This is a genomic window from Nodosilinea nodulosa PCC 7104, assembly GCF_000309385.1.
GTDB classification, from domain to species: Bacteria; Cyanobacteriota; Cyanobacteriia; order Phormidesmidales; family Phormidesmidaceae; genus Nodosilinea; species Nodosilinea nodulosa.
Map to the genome: position 1 here is coordinate 838,807 of NZ_JH976537.1, position 16,773 is coordinate 855,579.

15 protein-coding genes are annotated in these 16,773 nt (G+C 59.9%); 6 read left to right on the plus strand and 9 right to left on the minus strand.

Going from position 1 to position 16,773, the window contains the following annotated elements; genetic code table 11:
- Positions 1–138: 138 nt before the first annotated feature.
- Entirely contained in the window at positions 139–1,845 is a 1,707-nt protein-coding gene (locus LEPTO7104_RS32595; protein WP_017297183.1) for a SulP family inorganic anion transporter, read from the minus strand.
- A gap of 961 nt (positions 1,846–2,806) precedes the next feature.
- Here LEPTO7104_RS32595 and LEPTO7104_RS41130 point away from each other — a divergent pair.
- Positions 2,807–3,046, plus strand: a complete 240-nt coding sequence (locus LEPTO7104_RS41130) for a peptidoglycan-binding domain-containing protein (RefSeq protein WP_196358084.1) — start codon at positions 2,807–2,809, stop codon at positions 3,044–3,046.
- A 118-nt stretch (positions 3,047–3,164) separates the two neighbouring features.
- On the opposite strand, the gene LEPTO7104_RS39860 is transcribed toward LEPTO7104_RS41130, so the two are convergent.
- Both LEPTO7104_RS39860 and LEPTO7104_RS0103635 read right to left on the minus strand, forming a co-directional pair.
- Positions 3,165–3,536: a hypothetical protein gene (locus tag LEPTO7104_RS39860; protein WP_155523503.1), complete on the minus strand. Its 372-nt coding sequence runs from the start codon at positions 3,534–3,536 to the stop codon at positions 3,165–3,167.
- A gap of 16 nt (positions 3,537–3,552) precedes the next feature.
- Positions 3,553–4,257: a TVP38/TMEM64 family protein gene (locus LEPTO7104_RS0103635; RefSeq protein WP_017297185.1), complete on the minus strand. Its 705-nt coding sequence runs from the start codon at positions 4,255–4,257 to the stop codon at positions 3,553–3,555.
- Between the two features lie 216 nt (positions 4,258–4,473).
- Between LEPTO7104_RS0103635 and LEPTO7104_RS0103640 the strand changes: the two genes are divergently transcribed.
- Complete coding sequence (locus LEPTO7104_RS0103640) at positions 4,474–5,148, plus strand: HAD family hydrolase (RefSeq protein WP_017297186.1); 675 nt, start codon at positions 4,474–4,476, stop codon at positions 5,146–5,148.
- A 46-nt stretch (positions 5,149–5,194) separates the two neighbouring features.
- Here LEPTO7104_RS0103640 and LEPTO7104_RS0103645 read toward each other — a convergent pair whose 3' ends face one another.
- Entirely contained in the window at positions 5,195–5,989 is a 795-nt protein-coding gene (locus LEPTO7104_RS0103645) for a class I SAM-dependent methyltransferase (RefSeq protein ID WP_017297187.1), read from the minus strand.
- A 117-nt stretch (positions 5,990–6,106) separates the two neighbouring features.
- Here LEPTO7104_RS0103645 and LEPTO7104_RS0103650 point away from each other — a divergent pair, with 117 nt between their 5' ends.
- From LEPTO7104_RS0103650 to LEPTO7104_RS32600, 3 genes are all read left to right on the plus strand, one after another.
- A complete protein-coding gene (locus LEPTO7104_RS0103650) occupies positions 6,107–7,063 on the plus strand; it encodes a class I SAM-dependent methyltransferase (protein ID WP_017297188.1) in 957 nt (318 codons plus the stop codon).
- A 203-nt stretch (positions 7,064–7,266) separates the two neighbouring features.
- Positions 7,267–7,716, plus strand: a complete 450-nt coding sequence (locus tag LEPTO7104_RS0103655; protein WP_017297189.1) for an SRPBCC family protein — start codon at positions 7,267–7,269, stop codon at positions 7,714–7,716.
- Between the two features lie 5 nt (positions 7,717–7,721).
- Complete coding sequence (locus LEPTO7104_RS32600) at positions 7,722–9,794, plus strand: hypothetical protein (protein WP_017297190.1); 2,073 nt, start codon at positions 7,722–7,724, stop codon at positions 9,792–9,794.
- On the opposite strand, the gene coaE is transcribed toward LEPTO7104_RS32600, so the two are convergent.
- The 4 genes from coaE to LEPTO7104_RS0103685 form a co-directional block, all read right to left on the minus strand.
- The gene (gene coaE / locus LEPTO7104_RS0103665; protein WP_017297191.1) at positions 9,747–10,346 is read right to left on the minus strand and encodes a dephospho-CoA kinase; all 600 of its coding nucleotides are present in this window, start codon (positions 10,344–10,346) and stop codon (positions 9,747–9,749) included. The two genes, LEPTO7104_RS32600 and coaE, sit on opposite strands and share 48 nt — an antisense overlap.
- Complete coding sequence (gene cobA, locus LEPTO7104_RS0103670) at positions 10,322–11,896, minus strand: uroporphyrinogen-III C-methyltransferase (protein ID WP_017297192.1); 1,575 nt, start codon at positions 11,894–11,896, stop codon at positions 10,322–10,324. Before cobA ends, coaE begins: the two co-directional genes overlap by 25 nt.
- Before the next feature lie 715 nt (positions 11,897–12,611).
- Positions 12,612–13,769 carry a pyridoxal-phosphate-dependent aminotransferase family protein gene (locus tag LEPTO7104_RS0103680; RefSeq protein WP_017297194.1) on the minus strand — a complete coding sequence of 386 codons (1,158 nt, stop codon included), beginning with the start codon at positions 13,767–13,769 and terminating at the stop codon, positions 12,612–12,614.
- Positions 13,770–13,903: 134 nt separating this feature from the next.
- Positions 13,904–15,481, minus strand: coding sequence for a sensor histidine kinase (locus tag LEPTO7104_RS0103685; RefSeq protein ID WP_017297195.1), 1,578 nt, complete (start codon positions 15,479–15,481; stop codon positions 13,904–13,906).
- 243 nt (positions 15,482–15,724) lie between these two features.
- Between LEPTO7104_RS0103685 and LEPTO7104_RS32605 the strand changes: the two genes are divergently transcribed.
- The gene (locus LEPTO7104_RS32605) at positions 15,725–16,051 is read left to right on the plus strand and encodes a DUF3155 domain-containing protein (RefSeq protein ID WP_017297196.1); all 327 of its coding nucleotides are present in this window, start codon (positions 15,725–15,727) and stop codon (positions 16,049–16,051) included.
- A 136-nt stretch (positions 16,052–16,187) separates the two neighbouring features.
- Here the strand turns inward: LEPTO7104_RS32605 and LEPTO7104_RS0103695 are convergent, their stop codons facing one another.
- Positions 16,188–16,721 (minus strand): cofactor assembly of complex C subunit B, encoded by a 534-nt coding sequence (locus LEPTO7104_RS0103695; protein WP_017297197.1) that lies wholly within the window; start codon positions 16,719–16,721, stop codon positions 16,188–16,190.
- Between the last annotated feature and the right edge of the window lie 52 nt (positions 16,722–16,773).

Consider the following 16,773-nt stretch of genomic DNA (forward strand, 5'->3'; position numbering starts at 1 on the left):
GCTGGCACCCCCTCAATCGCCGTAAGGATTTGACTAGCGACATAGGAACAACCGAAAACCTCCAATTACCTCATACAACCTTTGGGCATCCACAGTCTGGATACCGCCACGTCATACCCTGGGCCGCGATGCAGTAGGTCAAGACTGAACCCCATGAAACGCGGCTAGGGCCTCTTCCAGATGATTAAAAAAGTGATGGGCGCCGATTATAGCCGATAGACCATCCTGGTCAAATTGATCTTTCACGTCAGGCAACAGACCCGACACCACAAACGCCACATGCTGGGCTGACAGCGCTTTAACCACCTCACGCAGGGTCAGGGAAGCCGAGTAGTCGATTTCAGTAATGGCGCGGGCCTCCAGAATGAACCAATTTATAGGGGATGCCGCGCTTTTGACCAGGGTTTGAACCTCCTCTGAGAAGAAGGTGGCATTGGCATAAAACAAATCTCGACTGAATCGGTAAATAATCAGTCCAGGGGCTGAAACCGCTCCTCGACTCACCGGCATAGCCTGCCAAAGGCGCTGGTCGCTGGGGATGATAATGGCAGAGTGGGGCCTGTAGCTATGGCGCACATGCAGGATTAGAGACAATGTGATAGCTAACAAAATGCCAGCTTCAACCCCAATCAATACGACCGTCAAGGCCGTAATCACCGCCAGGTAAAACTCCTCCCGATGAGTCTTGAAGATCGATCGCATTCCCTCCAGGTCAATTAATTTCAGCCCAATTAGAAACACGATGGCGGATAGAACGACATTGGGGAGATAGCTGATCGGTCGAGTCAAAAACACAATCACCATCAGCACCACGACCACCGTTACCAGCTGCGCGACCTGGCTGCGCCCCCCGGCTGTATCGACGATTTCGGTCTTGGTGGGGCTGCCGTTGACCACAAAAGTTCCGGTCAACCCCGCCGCCAGATTGGCCGCCGCCAGGCCTTGCAGGTCAATGTTCTCCTGAAAGGCCTCGGTGTAGCGAAAGGCATAGGCCCGCGAGGTAGCGGCACTCTGGGCGATAATCACCAGACAGCAGGATAGGGCGATGCTCAATATCTGCGGGGTGGCATGCAGGGAAACGGCTGGCCATCCTAACGAGGGCAATCCGCTGGGAATCGCTCCCACCACCGTCACGCCATGGTGGGCAAAGTCAAATCGCCAGCTGGCGAGAATCGCCCCCACGACGGCGAGTAACGCGCCCGGAAATTTGGGAGCCAGCCGATTGCAGAGCAGGATGGTGATCAGGGTGATGGCGGCAACCAGCAGAGTCAAGGGGGTAGCGTGGGGCAATCCAGCCAGAAAACGGCTAATTTGCTGAACCGGGCTATGCCCTCCGTCGCTGAGGTCTATCAACCCGGGCAGTTGCCCAACGGCCACCTGAATGCCCACCCCGGTTAAAAACCCGACGAGAACGGTGCGGGAGAGAAAGTCGGCCAAAAACCCCAGCCGAAACAGTCGGGCCAGCAGCAAAAATCCTGCCGCCAGTATCGCCACCAGCTGGGCCAGGGCTAAATAGTCAGCACTATTCGGTGACGCCAATGGAGACAGACCCGCCGCTAAAATGGCCGCCGTTGCAGAGTCGGCGGCCACGACGAGATGACGGGAAGACCCCAATAGGGCAAATACCAGGGCTGGCAGCAGCAGGGTATAGAGGCCAGTGGCGATCGGGGTGCCAGCAATCTTCGTATATCCCATCACCTCGGGAATGCCAATGGCCGCCAGCACAATACCCGCCATAATGTTGCTGCCCAGGGCCGCAGGCGTGAAGGGAAGAATGCCCTGGAGCAGTGGCCATTGAAAATTAGCGAAAGCGGCGGCAGATCTCTGGTTTCGGGATTTTTTCATGGGTGATGTAGAAGTCCTCGTGGAACAAGCTTACAGCTCGGCAAGCGGCCGCCCCCCTCCTATCCCAGCTGCGGCTAACCCCTGACCATTGAAGCAGAATGAGATCAGAGGCAGGGCAGTTGATAGGTTGTGTCGCGAGGCCTGGAATTAACCGGCCTTAAGAAATTGATAGGTCTTAGCTATGACGCCAGCAGTAGAGAGATTACCGCAAGACCGCGATCGCACCGTCCACTGGAAACGTTAGGGGCCGGATCTGAGCGATCGGCACTGGGGCACGGTAAGGGAAGACTACAGCGCCACCGGGGCCGCTTAGGGTTTATTTTCCCCACGACTAGGCGCGGCCCACCAGACGAGCTGGACAGGTCTATTAGCGAATTTGATCAGGAGTAGGCCTGTCTAGCTGTAGCGGTCTGGATCAAAAGCAAATAATACTGAATCAGCACCATCCGAGGTCTTTGAAACGGTGGTGATTTTGCCGCTATCGGCCCCACTATCACCCGCAGCTATTCTGGCCTTTCTACCGGCCTAGATACAATTAGACATACAACTGACATGACATTGGCATACCATTAGCCTAATGTGATAGCCAAGATTTAAGAGTCATACATCCCTTCGGTGGTCTCTATCGCAACCTATCCTGCTTCGCCACAGTTGGCTATCAATCGCTCCAGATTGTATCCATCATAGGCAATGCAATAGAAACTATGGACTCTTTGAATCCCACCGTTGTTATTTGGGAACATCCATGATGAATCATCCAAATCGCGCCACTCGCTGGCTAACTTTATCTCTACTGGGGTTAGCCTCCACAGCTACAGTTTTGGCCGGTGGGGTTGCCGCTAGGGCAGCCGCTCTGCCCAACCATACGGCTATACCCACTATGGCCGCGCCTACGCAAACCCATCCTATGGCTGCACCTATGCAAAGCGCTAGGCCGGCGGTTTCACCTACGACAGAAGCCATGGCTTCCTTGAGCCATTACTCACCTCAAACCGCTCCAACCCTCAGAGTAGGTAGCCATGGCCAGGCGGTTAAAGATGTTCAGGCCAAACTAGAACAGGAGAAACTCTATACTGCCAGCATTGATGGTGTGTATGGTTCAAATACTCAGCAAGCGGTGAAAACCTTCCAGCGAAATCATCACTTGACCCCAGATGGCATCATCGGTCATCGAACCTGGGCTGCTCTCGTTAACAGCTAACCAATCTGGGTGTAGACCTCAGCCCGATGCTGTCGCTAGGACCATACTCTTGGTGACAGCATTTACCGTTCTTCCTCGTCTTCGAGATCTATTGACTAAATGCTTTCCTGAAAGCAGCTCAGCTTTTGCAGCACCTCATTTGCTTTAAATTCACTTGTAAAACCAACAATAATGAAATTACTAATTGGCCATCCCCCAAATTTGTACGCTTGGCCAGTGAGTTAATTTTGAAATCAAACAGAACCAAAAACCATTGTTCTAAGAACTGGCTTGAATCAAACTGAAAATCAACGAAATTCTGATGGTTAACCATAAGCGCCAGAAACATAACCAGGCGCTTGACCAGGGGCTTCATCTCACGTCCACGCTCGCGCCTGTTTGCTGAGCTCATTTTTGCCCCTAGCACCGATTTGACCTTAGCAACTGAACTACTTTTTAAGCTATCAGGCCGAGAGCCAGAATTGCCAGTGGTCAAAAATTCGGTCAGCAATCAGGGGTCTTGCCAATCAGGAGTCTTGCTCTGATGCCCCGTCAGAAGGCTCAGGCCTCAGTGCCCTGCGAGTGAGACTGGTGGTATACCAGGCGGCGGAGATCGCCAGTGCGGCCCCACCGCCCTGTAGGGCCAGTTTTTCGGTGGTTATTCCGCCCTGAAACAGCGTCAGGCCGAAGGACCCCAGGTAGACATACAGCGTGATCACCGGCAGCATGCCCACCCAGGAGAAAAAGCAGTACTGCCAGAAATTCACCCTGGTGCAGCTAAAGCCGTAGTTGAGCAGGTTAGACGGCACCAGGGGGGACAGCCGCATGAGCAGCAAAATTTTCCAGCCCTTCCGGCCCACGGCATCATCCAAACGACCAAAGGTGGGATTTTTTTCGATCCAGCGCTTGATTCGATCGCGCGCCAGCCTGCGCCCCACCCAAAAGCAGGCGATCGCCCCCAGGAGATCTGCGATCGAAGCCACCGCAATGCCCTTGAAGCCGAAGGCGGCCCCGGCCACCAAAATCAGCACAATGTTGGGCAAACCAAGCACGGTCGCCAGCACGTACAGCGCTACAAAGGCTGGAATGGCGCGATTGCCCAGTGTTGACAGCCAGTTGTAGGTGCCTGCAAACCAGTCCTCGAGTGGCAGCTGGCTGCCCAGCACCACCAGCCCGACGGCGGTTAGGGCAAAAAGCCAAAGCCTGCGGCTCCGCAAAAACGCTAGATTCATTCCCCTGGGGTTCCACGCCAATGGATGCAGACGCAGGATTGCCTCAGCGTAGCCGCGATCGCCGCTTTTGGTATCTACCCTAGGAGGCGTACGGCCTCAGGGTGTTGGCGGCCATCTACCCGACGCCCGACCCATGCCCGGCGGTAGACTCATCCCGTGGCAGATGTGCCCAGGGGGCCGCCGTGCCAGCATGGGGGCACTTTAAAGAGAGATGGCATGACCCTAGACGGCGTTGTTTTAGATATTGATGGCACCTTAGTTTTGAGCAATGATATCCATGCCCAGGCCTGGATTGAGTCCTTTGCCAGCCACGGCTACGAGGTGTCCTTGGAGCAGGTGCGCCCGCTGATGGGCATGGGCGGCGATCAGCTGATGACAAAGCTGTTTGCCGAACTCAATGAAGCAGAAAACCCCGGCAAGGCGATCGCCAGCGACCACACAGAGCTTGTCTTGAAAAAATACCGCCCGCAGCTCCAGCCCACTCGCGGGGCGCGGGAGCTGGTGGAGAAGCTGATGACCACCGGACTGCATGTGATAGTCGCCACCTCCGCCAGCGATCGCGAGCTGGCCGTCATGCTAAAGGTGGCCGATGTAGAGGATTTGCTGACTGAGACCACCTCTTCTAGCGATGCCGAAAACTCTAAGCCCGCCCCCGATATTGTTCTGGCGGCGCTGCAAAAGGCCGAGCTGGCCCCCGATCGCGTGGTGATGCTGGCCGACACCCCCTACGATATTGAGGCGGCTGGTCAGGCCGGGGTCGGCGTCATTGCCCTGCGCTGCGGCGGCTTTAGCGATGAAGATCTGGCGGGGGCGATCGCCATCTACGACGACCCCGCCGACTTGCTCCACCACTACAGCCAATCCCCCCTGGGGCAAACCGCCAGGGTTTAACATCTCAGGGTGCGTTTTAGGATGCGCTAGATCGAGCTAGATCGCGTCAGATTGCATCGTCCGCATCGTCCACCCTTTCGCTCAGGTAGAGGTTGGTCACATACTTCAGCGTCACCGTGTCGTCGCTGGCCGCCCAGGCCCGGTGCCAGGCAGCCATGGCGTCTAAGAATTGCGCGTGGGCCCTGCCCTCCCTGGGAATGTACGATGCGCTCAGCGATCGCCCCACCACTTCGGGCAGCGTCAGGGTCTGGCCATAGGCAAAGGCAAGGTGCCGCACAGCGGAAAAGTCGGGGTGCTGCTCCACCGCGTCGATGGCCTGGGTGTGGTCGTGGTGGTCGATGGTGCGGCTGGCGGCGGTCTGCACAATCTGGCGGTAGGCTCCCGTTCTGGGGTCGTCTAAATCCCAGTCATTCCACATCAGGGCCACCCGTCCGCCCGGCGGCAAAATGCGGCTAAACTCCGCCAGAGCTAGCGGTGGGTTAAACCAGTGAAACGATTGACAGCAGGTCACCACGTCCACCGAGCCGTCGGCCAGCCCGGTTTGCTCGGCGGTGCCCGATAAAAAACTCACTCGGGGGTGGGGATCGGCGGCCTCGCGCATGGCCGCATTGGGCTCCAGGGCAATCACCCCGGCCCCCTGCGCTCCCAGCAGTCGGCTCGAAATGCCGGTGCCCGCCCCCACGTCGACCACCACCAGCGAGCGGGGGTCGCCCAGGTCGGCCAGAATGGCCGCGATCGCCTCCTGGGGGTAGCTGGGCCGGTAGCGGGCATAGTCCTGGGCGCGGTCAGAAAAGCGGCCCAGGGGGTTTAGGGTATGGAGTGGTAGAGCATTGCTAGCCATAGAACTATCACCAGCGCTAACCCGACATCCTACCGTAGCTGGTGACGCCGTGGGTGACTCTATCAGGGCCTGCCGCGAATCCGTTACAGTAGGCAACGACACCGAACTGCGCAAGCCATGACCACGACCAAACTCAAGCCCGACTGGGCTGGCGATGATCTGCTCTCTCGGCTGGTCAACCGCGCCATTCAAACTCCGGTTCTCTACGCGCTGATGAAGCGTCAGGCTCGCCGGGTGCTGATTCAAACCGCCGAGAAAAATGGCGTGGCCTGGCGGCAAACCTGCGTCGATCTCGACACCCCTGCCCTGCGCCAGCGGTTGGATGAGCTCACCAATCCAGCCGTGGTTTACCCCGACTACTATCAGGTGCCTTTCCACGCCTACAGCGAGGGCAACCTCTGCTGGCAGGCCGCCTTTGAGGCCGCCCCCGCCACCTACGCTATGGCCCTGCGCGTATGGCCCCAGGAGAATCTGTCCTGGCAAGAGGCCCAGGCCCGCCTGCGCCAGAGTTTTCTAAACGTGCTCGACCAGTACGGCCCCGCCCAGGTCCATGACATTCTCGATGTGGGCTGCTCGGTGGGCATCTCGACCATGGCTATCCATCGCCACTACGCCCAGAAAAACGCCCCAACAAACCCGGTGCGCACCGTGGGCCTCGACCTGTCGCCCTACATGCTGGCGGTGGCTCAATTCCAGGATACCCAGCACGAAATTGCCCAGTGGGTGCATGGGGCAGCAGAATCTACCGGCTTCCCCGATGCGTCGTTTGATGTGGTGACAATGCAGTTTGTCACCCACGAACTGCCGCGCCAGGCCGGGCGGGCTATTTTTGCCGAGGCCCTGCGGCTGCTGCGCCCCGGCGGCGCCCTGGCCATAGTCGACAACAACCCCCAGTCGCCTGTAATTCAAGCGCTGCCGCCGGTGCTGTTTACCCTGATGAAAAGCACCGAACCCTGGAGCGACGATTACTACACCTTTGATCTGGAAATGGCCCTGACTGAGGTGGGGTTTGAGCCGCCCGTGACGGTGCCCAGCGACCCCCGCCACCGCACCCTGGTGGCCCGCAAAGGATGAGGGAGTCGGGGTGTGCCCGGTGCAACCCCTGTGGCAACGACAAAACGGTGGAGACAAAGTGTGTCCGAAGAAATACGGGTAGAATAAGCTCAGTGCTGGCGGGGAGTACCGCACTGGCGCTGAGCTTGCGATCGCAACTGTCTTTTGCAATGGCCTTCGCAGCTCGCCATCGGCACAGCCTTAATTAGCGGCAGGGGTACACCATGGGTGAATGGCTCGATCACAGCGTTTTGGTAGATGTCGATGTGCCGGTAGAAACGTCCTGGGATTTGTGGTCTGACCTGGAGCAAATGCCCCGCTGGATGAAGTGGATTGACTCGGTTAAAATCTCCGAGGCCGACCCCGAAATTTCTGAGTGGAAGCTGGCCTCGCGGGGGCTGGAGTTTACCTGGCGCTCCAAAATCACCAACCTGGTCACCCACCAAATTATTCAGTGGGAGGCGATCGACGGCCTGCCCAACCGGGGGGCCATTCGCTTTTACGGCAAAGACGGCCAGTCCACCGTCAAACTCACCGTGTCCTACTCGGTGCCCGCCGTCATCAAATGGATGGATGGGCTGTTTTTGGGGCGCCTGGTGGAGGCCACCCTGCAAGACGACCTCAATCGTTTCCGCGACTACGCCATGGCGGCCAAGCAGTCCCCCTCGGCCTAGGGGCTATGGGCCTCACGGTAGAACAGCCGCCCTCCCCGGCGCTGGTGGAAGGGTTTTATCGCAGCTGGCAGGGGTTGACCGATGCCCTGGGCGCCCTGCCTGGGGAGCAGCGCCGTCACTACGCCACGCTGCTGCTGGCCCGCCTGATTGCCGTGGCGGCGCTGCAGCAGCGGGGCTACCTGGGCGGCGATGAATGGTACCTGCACAACCAGTTTGGCCAGAGCCAGCAGCGCGGGCCGGATGGGTTCTTTGCCCAGGTGCTGCGACCCCTGTGCCAGCAGGGCTTTACTCTGCCTGTGGAGGAACGTACCCCGGCCCTGAACCAGCGGTTTGGAGCGCTGCCTTTTTTGCCCATGGGGCCGTTTCGGTTTGCGGAGTTAGACCAGCGCTGGGGCCATATTCCCCTGCCCGATGCGGCCTTTGAGCCAGCCCTGCACTGGCTGGCCGACCTGGCGGCGGCGGCCCCCGCCGGGCTGGATGCGGCCCTGGGGATACTGCTGGAGCAGGCCGTCAACGGCCAGGGTGGGGCCGCCGCCGCCACGCCCGAGCCGCTGCTGGGGGCGCTGGGCGATCGCACCATTCACGCTGTCCTGCTCGACCGGGCTGAGGTCGTCACCGGGCGCCGCTACAGCTCCACCGAGGGATTGCTGAGCGCACTCTCCCCCGGTGATGCTGGCCGTCTTTTAGGCGAGCTGGGCCAGCTCACCCTGCTTGACCCCGCCTGCGGCTCGGGGCGGCTTTTGGTGATGGCCCTCAATCAGCTGCTGGATTTGGCTCAGGGGCTGCGCGCGATCGCCCTTCAGCATTCGGCCCAAACTGTCCCCGACTGGGCCAGGGCGTCCTCCCCTGGGTCCACCCTGGGCCTCTACCACCACCTGGTGAGCAACGCCCTCTACGGCCTCGACCTGTGGCCTCCGGCGGTAGAGCTGGTGCGACTGCGGCTGTGGCTCCAGGGAGTGCAGCACACCCATCGCCCGGCGGAACTCACCACCCTGCCCGACCTAACGCTGACCATCCTCCAGGGCAATGCCCTAGTCGGCCTGGTGCGGGTCGATGACGAGCGCTTCGACCAGGTGCAGCCCCGGCGCGGGGCAAAGACCAAACCCCCCGAGACCGCAGCCCCGCTCCAGGGCAACCTGCTCCAGCCGCTGCTGGCCGACAGCTACCAGTCGGTGCTGGCCGAGCGCCAGGTGCGACTGGAGCACTACCGCAGCCAGACCCAGCTGCTGGCCGAGGTGGGCAGCGTGCCCGCCTACGCCCAGGCTGACTTTTTGCGCGATCGCCTCGACGAACTCAACACCATTGCCCACAGCAAGCTCACCCACCTGCTGTGGAGCGAGGGCAGCCAGCAGCTGGGCCTGCGGGTGCCCGATCCGGTCGGCACCCGCCCCACCCGCCCCCTCAGCCAGGCGGATGTCGAGGCCGTTCGCCCCTTTCACTGGGGGTTTTACTTTCACCAGCGCCTGCGCGACCAGGGCGGCTTTGATATTGTGCTCAGCCACTTTCCCCACGGTGCCGTAGAAGCTACCCGACAGGGGTTCATAGAGCGCTACGCCGCCCTTCTAGAGCACAAAAACGTGGCCCCCTCGACCTTTCTGCACAACCACCAAACGGTGCTCACCATCGACCCCGACCTCGCCCAAACCTGGGCCGAGTACCGGGGCCAGTTTGCCTGGCTGAGTCAGTACCTGCGCCGCTCCGATTACTACCCCCACAGCCGGGGCGGCAGCCAGAGCCGCCTCTACTGGTCACGCCTGTTTCTAGAGCGCAGCCTGCAACTGCTGCGACCCGGCGGCCGCTGCGGGGTATTGCTCGACCCCTTCTGGGCCCAGGGCAACAGCGCCGACCTGCGCCACTGGCTGCTGCGGGAGACCGATCTGGCGACCGTGCTCGATCTGTCGAATCACCAGGGGCTGTGGCCGGGTGCGCCCGCTCGTACCACCCTCTGTGCCCTCTGGCTAAAACGCCCGGGACCAACCCAGGGCAGCCCCTACAGCGCCTACGCCAGGCCCGCCAGCGCCCTCACCTCCCTAGCCCTGGAGGGGGTGCTGCAACGCCTCCTCCACGCGGCGAAATAGGGCGGGCAAGTCGGCGGAGTTGTCGATTACCACATCGGCTCTGGCCACCTTTTCAGCCAGGGGCATCTGGCTCTGAATGCGGGCGTCGGCCTGGGCCGGGCTGAGGTGGTTGCGATCCATCAAGCGCTGGCGCTGGCGCTCTAGGGGGCAGGCCACCACCCAAGTTTCGATTACCTGATCGGTCAGGTTGGCCTCAAACAGCAGCGGAATGACCTGCACCACGACTGGGGCTTCGGCCAGCTTGGCCATGGCGGCCTCAAAGCACTGACGCACCACGGGGTGAATCTGCTGCTCTAGCCAGGTCTTTTCGGCGGGCTGGTTAAAAACAATGTCTCCCAGTCTGGCTCGGTCTAGCGTGCCATCGCCCCGGACGAGGGCTGCTCCGTAGCGGTCGGCGATCGCCCCCAGCACCACCGACCCCGGCTCCACCGCCTGACGAGCGTAGATGTCGGCGTCCAAAACAGGCAGCCGGTGCCGCCGCGCTAGGTAGTCTGCCACCGTCGATTTGCCGGTGGCGATGCCCCCGGTTAGCCCGATGATGCGCTGGCCCATGCGGCGATCGCCTCCGTCAGTCCGTCCAGGGTGTACTCCGCTGGTTCAATATCCACCCGGCCCAGCAGCTCGCGGCAGCTATCTGAGGTTTTGGGGCCAATGGAGGCGATCGCCACCCCCGCCAGTGCTTCCCGCCAGCCCGCTCCCAGGCCCTGCTCCAAAAGCTGGACCGTGTGGGTCACCGTCTTAGAACTGGCGAAGGTAATCACATCTACCTGCCCCTTTTTGAGGGCATCCAAAGCGCTGGGGGCAGGAGCCGCTGGACAGCCCGACTCGTAGGCCGCCACCTCCACCACCTCGGCCCCGGCGGCGGAAAACTCCTGCACCAGCACTTCCCGCCCGCCGCTCTCCACGCGGGGAAACAGCAGCCGCTGGCCCGCCACGGCTTCGGGAAAGTGCTCCACCAAAGAATCGGCCACAAAGTCGGGCGGTATAAAGTCGGGCACCAGCCCTCGCTTTTTCAGCACCGCCGCCGTTTTGCGGCCCACCACGGCAATTTTGAGCGAGCTGAGGGCACGCAGATCCTTCCCCTGGTCCAGCAGGCGATCGACAAAGAAATTCACGGCATTGGCCGAGGAGAGAATCAGCCAGTGAAAGGTGGACAGGGCTGCGATCGCCCCATCCAGCCCGGCCCAGCTCGACGGCGATCGAATCTCCAGGGCCGGAAAATCGACCACCGTGGCCCCGCGATCGCTCAGCAGATCGGCAAAGGCACTGGATTGTTCGGCGGCGCGGGTGATCAGGATGGTCTTTTGAGAGAGGGGGAGAGAGTGATGGGGTGATGGGGTGATGGAATTTTGAATTTTGAATTTTGAATTTTGAATTGGTTGCGCCCCCAAATACCGGCGCAGGCGCACGACTTCGCCAAACACAATTACACAGGGCGACAGCGTTTCGCCGCGAGTCACCTGGCAAATGGTGAGCAGGTTGCCTTCCCACACCTGCTGCTGCAGGTGCCCGCCCCAGCGAATGACGGCCACAGGCATGTCGCCCCGGCAGCCGTTTTGGCGCAGGCGCTGTACGATCTCCTCCAGGTGGCGGCTGCCCATCAGCACCACCAGGGTTTTGAGGTGGGCCAGGGTGGGCCAGTCGAGCAGGTCGGGGTTGTGGGCGGTAACGACGCCAAAGCCGTGACTCCACACCGGGTCGGTGAGGGGAATGCCCGCCAGCAGCGGGGCCGCCAGCGCCGACGAAACGCCGGGCACGACTTCGACCGGGCAGCCCGCCTCGCGCAGAGCCTGGATTTCGGCGGCGGTGCGGCCAAAGATAAACGGGTCGCCGCTTTTGAGCCGCACGACCTGGCGACCGGCCAGGGCCAGCTTGACCAAGAGCTGAGTGATTTCGGCCTGGGGAGGGCTGGGCTGGCCGCCGCGTTTGCCGACATCGATGCGATCGCACCCCCTGGGCAGCAGGTTCAACAACGCCTCGTCCACCAGCGCGTCGTACACCAGGCACTCGGCCCGCTGCAACAGCTCGTACCCCCGCACGGTGAGGTAGTCGAGGGCACCAGGGCCAGCTCCAACGATATAGACAGTCCCTGGCTGAGTCATGATAAAAAAAACTACTTACGCACAAAGTTAACTGCCAGCGTAGACTGCTGGCCAAATAGTTAGAGAGCCATCCTCAATCAGTATCTAAACCTGTGAGATATAAGGACTCAAACTCTTCAGCGGCAGTTGAGTCAATCTTATAAAGCGCTCGAATAATCGCCAATACCGTCTCAGAGCTAGGGTCACGTAGCCCATTGGCCGATCGAAACACGTTAGACGAACCAATACCCATCACGGTTGCAAGCTTGCCCTGGCTAATCTCGTATTTTTCTAGGACCGTCTTTAGCACTTTTCCGGCTCTACCCATGCGGCTTTTAAGCAGAAAGCTCAAGCTCAAATCTATGAAGACACCAAAGCTGTAAGTACCCAGGAGCTAATTGAATATTTTCACCAAGCCTCCCACTCGGGCACTGTTGGCGATTGGTGGACAGCGATCGCTCGTTGGCCTTTCATCGTTAGCTAAACGATGGCCCGACGCCAGACAAATCTAAACCAGATTTATCTGGCTTTCACTTGTCTGGCGACTCCTTGCTGCATTGAGGAAGGCTAACAGCGATCATCTTTCGCAGCAACGGATAGCTAAACGACCTAGGGCATTTCATCGATTCTTGCTACGATCCTTATCCCATAGGCATTGCCACGCCCGACCCAAAAAACAGGCTAGGGGCTGTAACCGCTGATTCTTAGACTATTGGCGATTAATTGATGGCAACCCCTAGCGCAGCACCGCACCCAGCGCCTGTAAAAGGGTATCCACATTCTCGGGCTGGCTGTTGTAGCCCATGAGGCCAATGCGCCACACTTTGCCGCCCAGTTCGCCCAGGCCGCCGCCAACCTCGATATTGTAGTCGGCCATCAGCTGACGGCTGACGGCTTTGGCATCGACTCCATCGGGCACGCGGACGGTGGTGAGGGTAGGCAGCCGCAGCGATTCTTCCACATGGCAGGATAGGCCAAGGTCGGCTAACCCAGCCCAGAAGTAGGCGGCGGTGTGCTGGTGTCGCTGCCAGCGGGCCTCAAGGCCTTCTTCAGCCAGCAGGCGCAGGGCCTCGCGCAGGGCGTAGGTAAGGTTTACCGGGGCGGTGTGATGGTAGACGCGCTCGGGTCCCCAGTACTTGCGCAGCAGGTTGGCATCCAGGTACCAGTTAGCGACGGGCTGGCGGCGGCGGGCCAGCTTGGCCTCGGCGCGGAGGCTCATCGTAAAAGGGGAAATGCCCGGGGCGCAGCTGAGCCCTTTTTGGCTACAGCTGTAGGCCAAATCCACCTGCCAGTCATCGAGAAATATTGGCACGCCCCCCATGCTGGTGACGGTATCGACCAGCAGCAAACAGTCGTGGGCGGCGCAGGCAGCCCCTACCCCTTCTAGCGGTTGGCGAACACCCGTTGAGGTTTCGGCGTGGACGATCGCCAGCACCGCCGGACGATGCTGCTCTAGGGCAGCGGTAATTTCCTCAAGGGTAAAGGCCTCGCCCCAGGGCCGGTTAATCGTGACCACGTCGGCCCCATAGCGCTGGGCCATATCCACCAGGCGGTGGCCAAAGTAGCCCTTGACGGCCACCAGAACGCGATCGCCCGGCTCAATGGCGTTAGCGATTGTGGCTTCCATCGCCGCCGACCCCGTGCCAGCTACCGCATAGGTAAGGGGGTTGGTGGTCTGCCAGGTATAGCGCAGCAGATCTTGCACCTCATCCATCATTGCCAGGTAGGCCGCATCCAGATGGCCGATGGGCTGATGGTTCATAGCCGCGATTACGGAGGGATCGGCGTTGGAGGGCCCCGGCCCCAGCAGTAGTCGCTCGGGCACAACCAGGGGATCTAGGGAAGCGGGCGGAGCAAGCCGGGTAGCGGGGGTGGGGGATAGGGTGGTTACCATGGGTTATACCGAAAATGGACGGTGAAAAAAGAGCGCTAGTCGGGCAGACTGGCTAGTTTCATTCTCCTATGGAAGCGGGTTTTAGTAGTGCTAGGCACAAATAAGCGCAATGTTGTGGTTCAAGTCTAGCGGCTCTAGTCGTAGGTCGTTGCGCTAGCGTCGAGTGCTGGCAGATCTTCGTTAGAGGAAACTCGCAGCCACACCACAAACAGTGTTCCAGGATGGGCAGCATAGGCCGCCGCCTCGGGCGGCAGCCACGGAGTCCCCTGCACCGGGCTAATCAGGTCAATATGTCCCCCCATGCCCTGCACTAAGCCGTGGACAATGGCCAGGCCCAGCCCGGTGCCGGGAATATCGCCCTCGGCCTGTACGCCGCGAAAATAGCGGTTGAACAGCTGGGGCTGATCGCCCAGGGGAATGCCCCAGCCAGTATCTCCCACGGCAATGCCCTGGAAAACCCGCCCATTTAACTGCTGCTCTAGCCCGGCGGTCACCCAAACCAGCGCTCCGGGAGAAGCGTATTTCAGCGCGTTGTCGATCAGGTTGTGAAGGACTTCACCCAGGGCAGCCGAGTCCAGCCAGACATCGGGCAGGGAGTCGGGAATATGGTGGACCAGATACAGGCCCCGCTCCTGGGCCAGGGGCAGCGTAGACTGCACCAGCGGTATGGCCACCGCGGCGATCGCACCGGGTTTTACCGTTAGCGATCGCCCTAGACCATGGCCCTGGGCAGGGGCGATCGCCAGCTTGCCCGCAGCCCCTGCTCGGTAATTCGCAGAATCTGAGCCATCAGACACCGCCGCCGCATCGGCCCCTATCCCAGGCAGCAGCAGTCCCCCCACCGAAGGAACAGTGGGCTGGGCCAGGATTTCATCGGCGGTAGCCACTGCGTCGTCAAAGTTCTGGGCCAAATCTTGCAGCCGCCGACTTTCGCGCACAATGCCCTCAGCAATGGGGCGGTTGGTATCTTCCGGCGGCAGGCGCTTGACCATCAGCTTGCCAAAGGTTTGCAGCGCCGTCAGCGGATTGCGAAACTGGTGCAGCAGGTCGTGGAACGTTTCGGACTGGTCCGACTGATTGAGCTGGCGCTGGTTGAGCTGGCGCTGGAGCCACTGGCTGCGCTGATCCATCACGCAGGCGATCGCCAGGGTGCTGGCCACCTGCTCGGCCTGCTGATAGTCGTCCGCCGTCCAGGGTCGGGCCTCGCGGGTGCTCACCATCATGCCCAGCACAATCCCCTCGTGGGCCAGGGGCAGCACCAGCGGGTAGGCCGCCGTTTCGGTTTCCAGCTCCTGGGCGATCGCAGCGGGCGTCATATCCGTCGGCCGCGGGGCCGACATCGGCTGCGATCGTCCCGACAGGGGAGCACCTTGCGGGTCATCGCCAAGGGTGAAATAGGCTGGCAGCTCTGGCTCTAGGTTCCCAGAGCGAAGGGGCCAATCCTCCAGCTGAGCCGCTGCATAGGGTGGCTTTTGCCTGCTATCTCGACCCCCGTCTTCCATTTCGACTACCGCCGTCAGCCCTTTGCGCAGGTCACTCCACAGGTCGGCGGTCTCTGGATAGGCCACCAAAGGCACCAGCGTTGGGTTCATGGAGTCTGCCGTAGTTTCGGCCAGATAGACCACGGTGGAGATAGCCCCCAAAGCCTGGGTCAGCAGGAGAACCTGAGATTGACACAGGGCAATAAATTCGGAGCTGGGGGAGCCAATCATGGCAAAGCAATTTAAGAGTGTGGCGGAAGAAAAATTAAAGTTTTGTCAATTTTTTAACAATTCTGTTCAGTCCCAGTTTTGCCAGACACCCGTGTAACCTATACAAGCCCTGGTTTTTGGCACCTCATGGCCAATTTTTAAGAGAAGTTGAAATTCTTATTTTGAGCCTATATACTTGGCCTGGTTAACAAATTTTGTAACCGAAACTACATCCAAATATTCACTGAGAGGGAGGTAGGCAACTTGGCAAGGAGACGCAAGCGTAAGAGTCGTCGTCGCTTAGAAGGCCGTCGCATCTTAGAGGCTGTTCCTCAGTATAGTATTGAGAGCGGCAACGAAAAACCCGTAACCGCAGCCCGGAATTTTATCCATTCCGAGGGCATCGCCCCCCCAGCCCTACTGCTGGTTAAACGGAACGAGCATACCACCGACCGATACTTTTGGGCCGAAAAGGGTTTGTTTGGGGCCCAGTACGTCGAGGAGAATCACTTTCTCTTCCCCAGTTTACGGGTACTGCTTGGCGAAGACGAAGACGAGAACGCTTCAGTTCTAGAAACGCTGACCCACTGAGCTCGATAAACCGCTAGCGAGCCAAGGCTTGCTAGCGGAGCGAACGGAGTCACTGTCTTTGTACTGAAATCTTCGTACTAAAGCAGTCCTAGTAACGAAAAGCTAGCCAATTGGCTAGCTTTTTTTTAGGCTTTTTTCAGGTTTGACGCCGTAGATCCTGCTCCAGGGCCAGCAGTTCATCGCGATGGGCCGTGACGGCAATGCTGGCCGATGGGCTGAGCGGATCGGCTGAAGATTCCTCTGGGCGAACCTGCAGGATGATGTCTTCGTCGCGGGCCGCCCCTCGCCAGTAGAACCAGCCCGCCGCCGGGGCAACTCCGACCAAAATCAAGAACTTAGCTCCGTAGGCGGGCCATAGGTTGGCCAAAACTAGCGCAAAACACAGCCCACCAATAGCGGCCAGCAGGGTTAAAAAAATCGCCAACAGAAGGCTGGGCCGCACGCGACCCCGCAGCACAACCCGCTGCGTTTCGGCTTCGGCCGCCGTCACCGCATAGGCCCGGTTTTCAAAATGGGTGGTTAGGGTTTGCAGCAGGGCCAGCGGCGCCACCGGGCGGGCCAGCGTTAGGGTTTCGATGCGGTCTTTGGTCGATGCGCGAATAAAAAAGACTAACCCCACCACCATTAGCAGGGTTAGAAATAGGGTTGAGTAGGTTATGGTGTCGGTCACGGGGTGGCCATTGGGGGTACCTCTCTAGGGTACGAAATGATGGATCATTCAG

Coding starts and splice junctions, on each gene's coding strand:
- LEPTO7104_RS32595 (WP_017297183.1), bottom strand. CDS start 1,845: ATGAAAAAATCCCGAAACCAGAGATCTGCCGCCGCTTTCGCTAATTTT.
- LEPTO7104_RS41130 (WP_196358084.1), top strand. CDS start 2,807: ATGGCTTCCTTGAGCCATTACTCACCTCAAACCGCTCCAACCCTCAGA.
- LEPTO7104_RS0103635 (WP_017297185.1), bottom strand. CDS start 4,257: ATGAATCTAGCGTTTTTGCGGAGCCGCAGGCTTTGGCTTTTTGCCCTA.
- LEPTO7104_RS0103640 (WP_017297186.1), top strand. CDS start 4,474: ATGACCCTAGACGGCGTTGTTTTAGATATTGATGGCACCTTAGTTTTG.
- LEPTO7104_RS0103645 (WP_017297187.1), bottom strand. CDS start 5,989: ATGGCTAGCAATGCTCTACCACTCCATACCCTAAACCCCCTGGGCCGC.
- LEPTO7104_RS0103650 (WP_017297188.1), top strand. CDS start 6,107: ATGACCACGACCAAACTCAAGCCCGACTGGGCTGGCGATGATCTGCTC.
- LEPTO7104_RS0103655 (WP_017297189.1), top strand. CDS start 7,267: ATGGGTGAATGGCTCGATCACAGCGTTTTGGTAGATGTCGATGTGCCG.
- LEPTO7104_RS32600 (WP_017297190.1), top strand. CDS start 7,722: ATGGGCCTCACGGTAGAACAGCCGCCCTCCCCGGCGCTGGTGGAAGGG.
- coaE (WP_017297191.1), bottom strand. CDS start 10,346: ATGGGCCAGCGCATCATCGGGCTAACCGGGGGCATCGCCACCGGCAAA.
- cobA (WP_017297192.1), bottom strand. CDS start 11,896: ATGACTCAGCCAGGGACTGTCTATATCGTTGGAGCTGGCCCTGGTGCC.
- LEPTO7104_RS0103680 (WP_017297194.1), bottom strand. CDS start 13,769: ATGGTAACCACCCTATCCCCCACCCCCGCTACCCGGCTTGCTCCGCCC.
- LEPTO7104_RS0103685 (WP_017297195.1), bottom strand. CDS start 15,481: ATGATTGGCTCCCCCAGCTCCGAATTTATTGCCCTGTGTCAATCTCAG.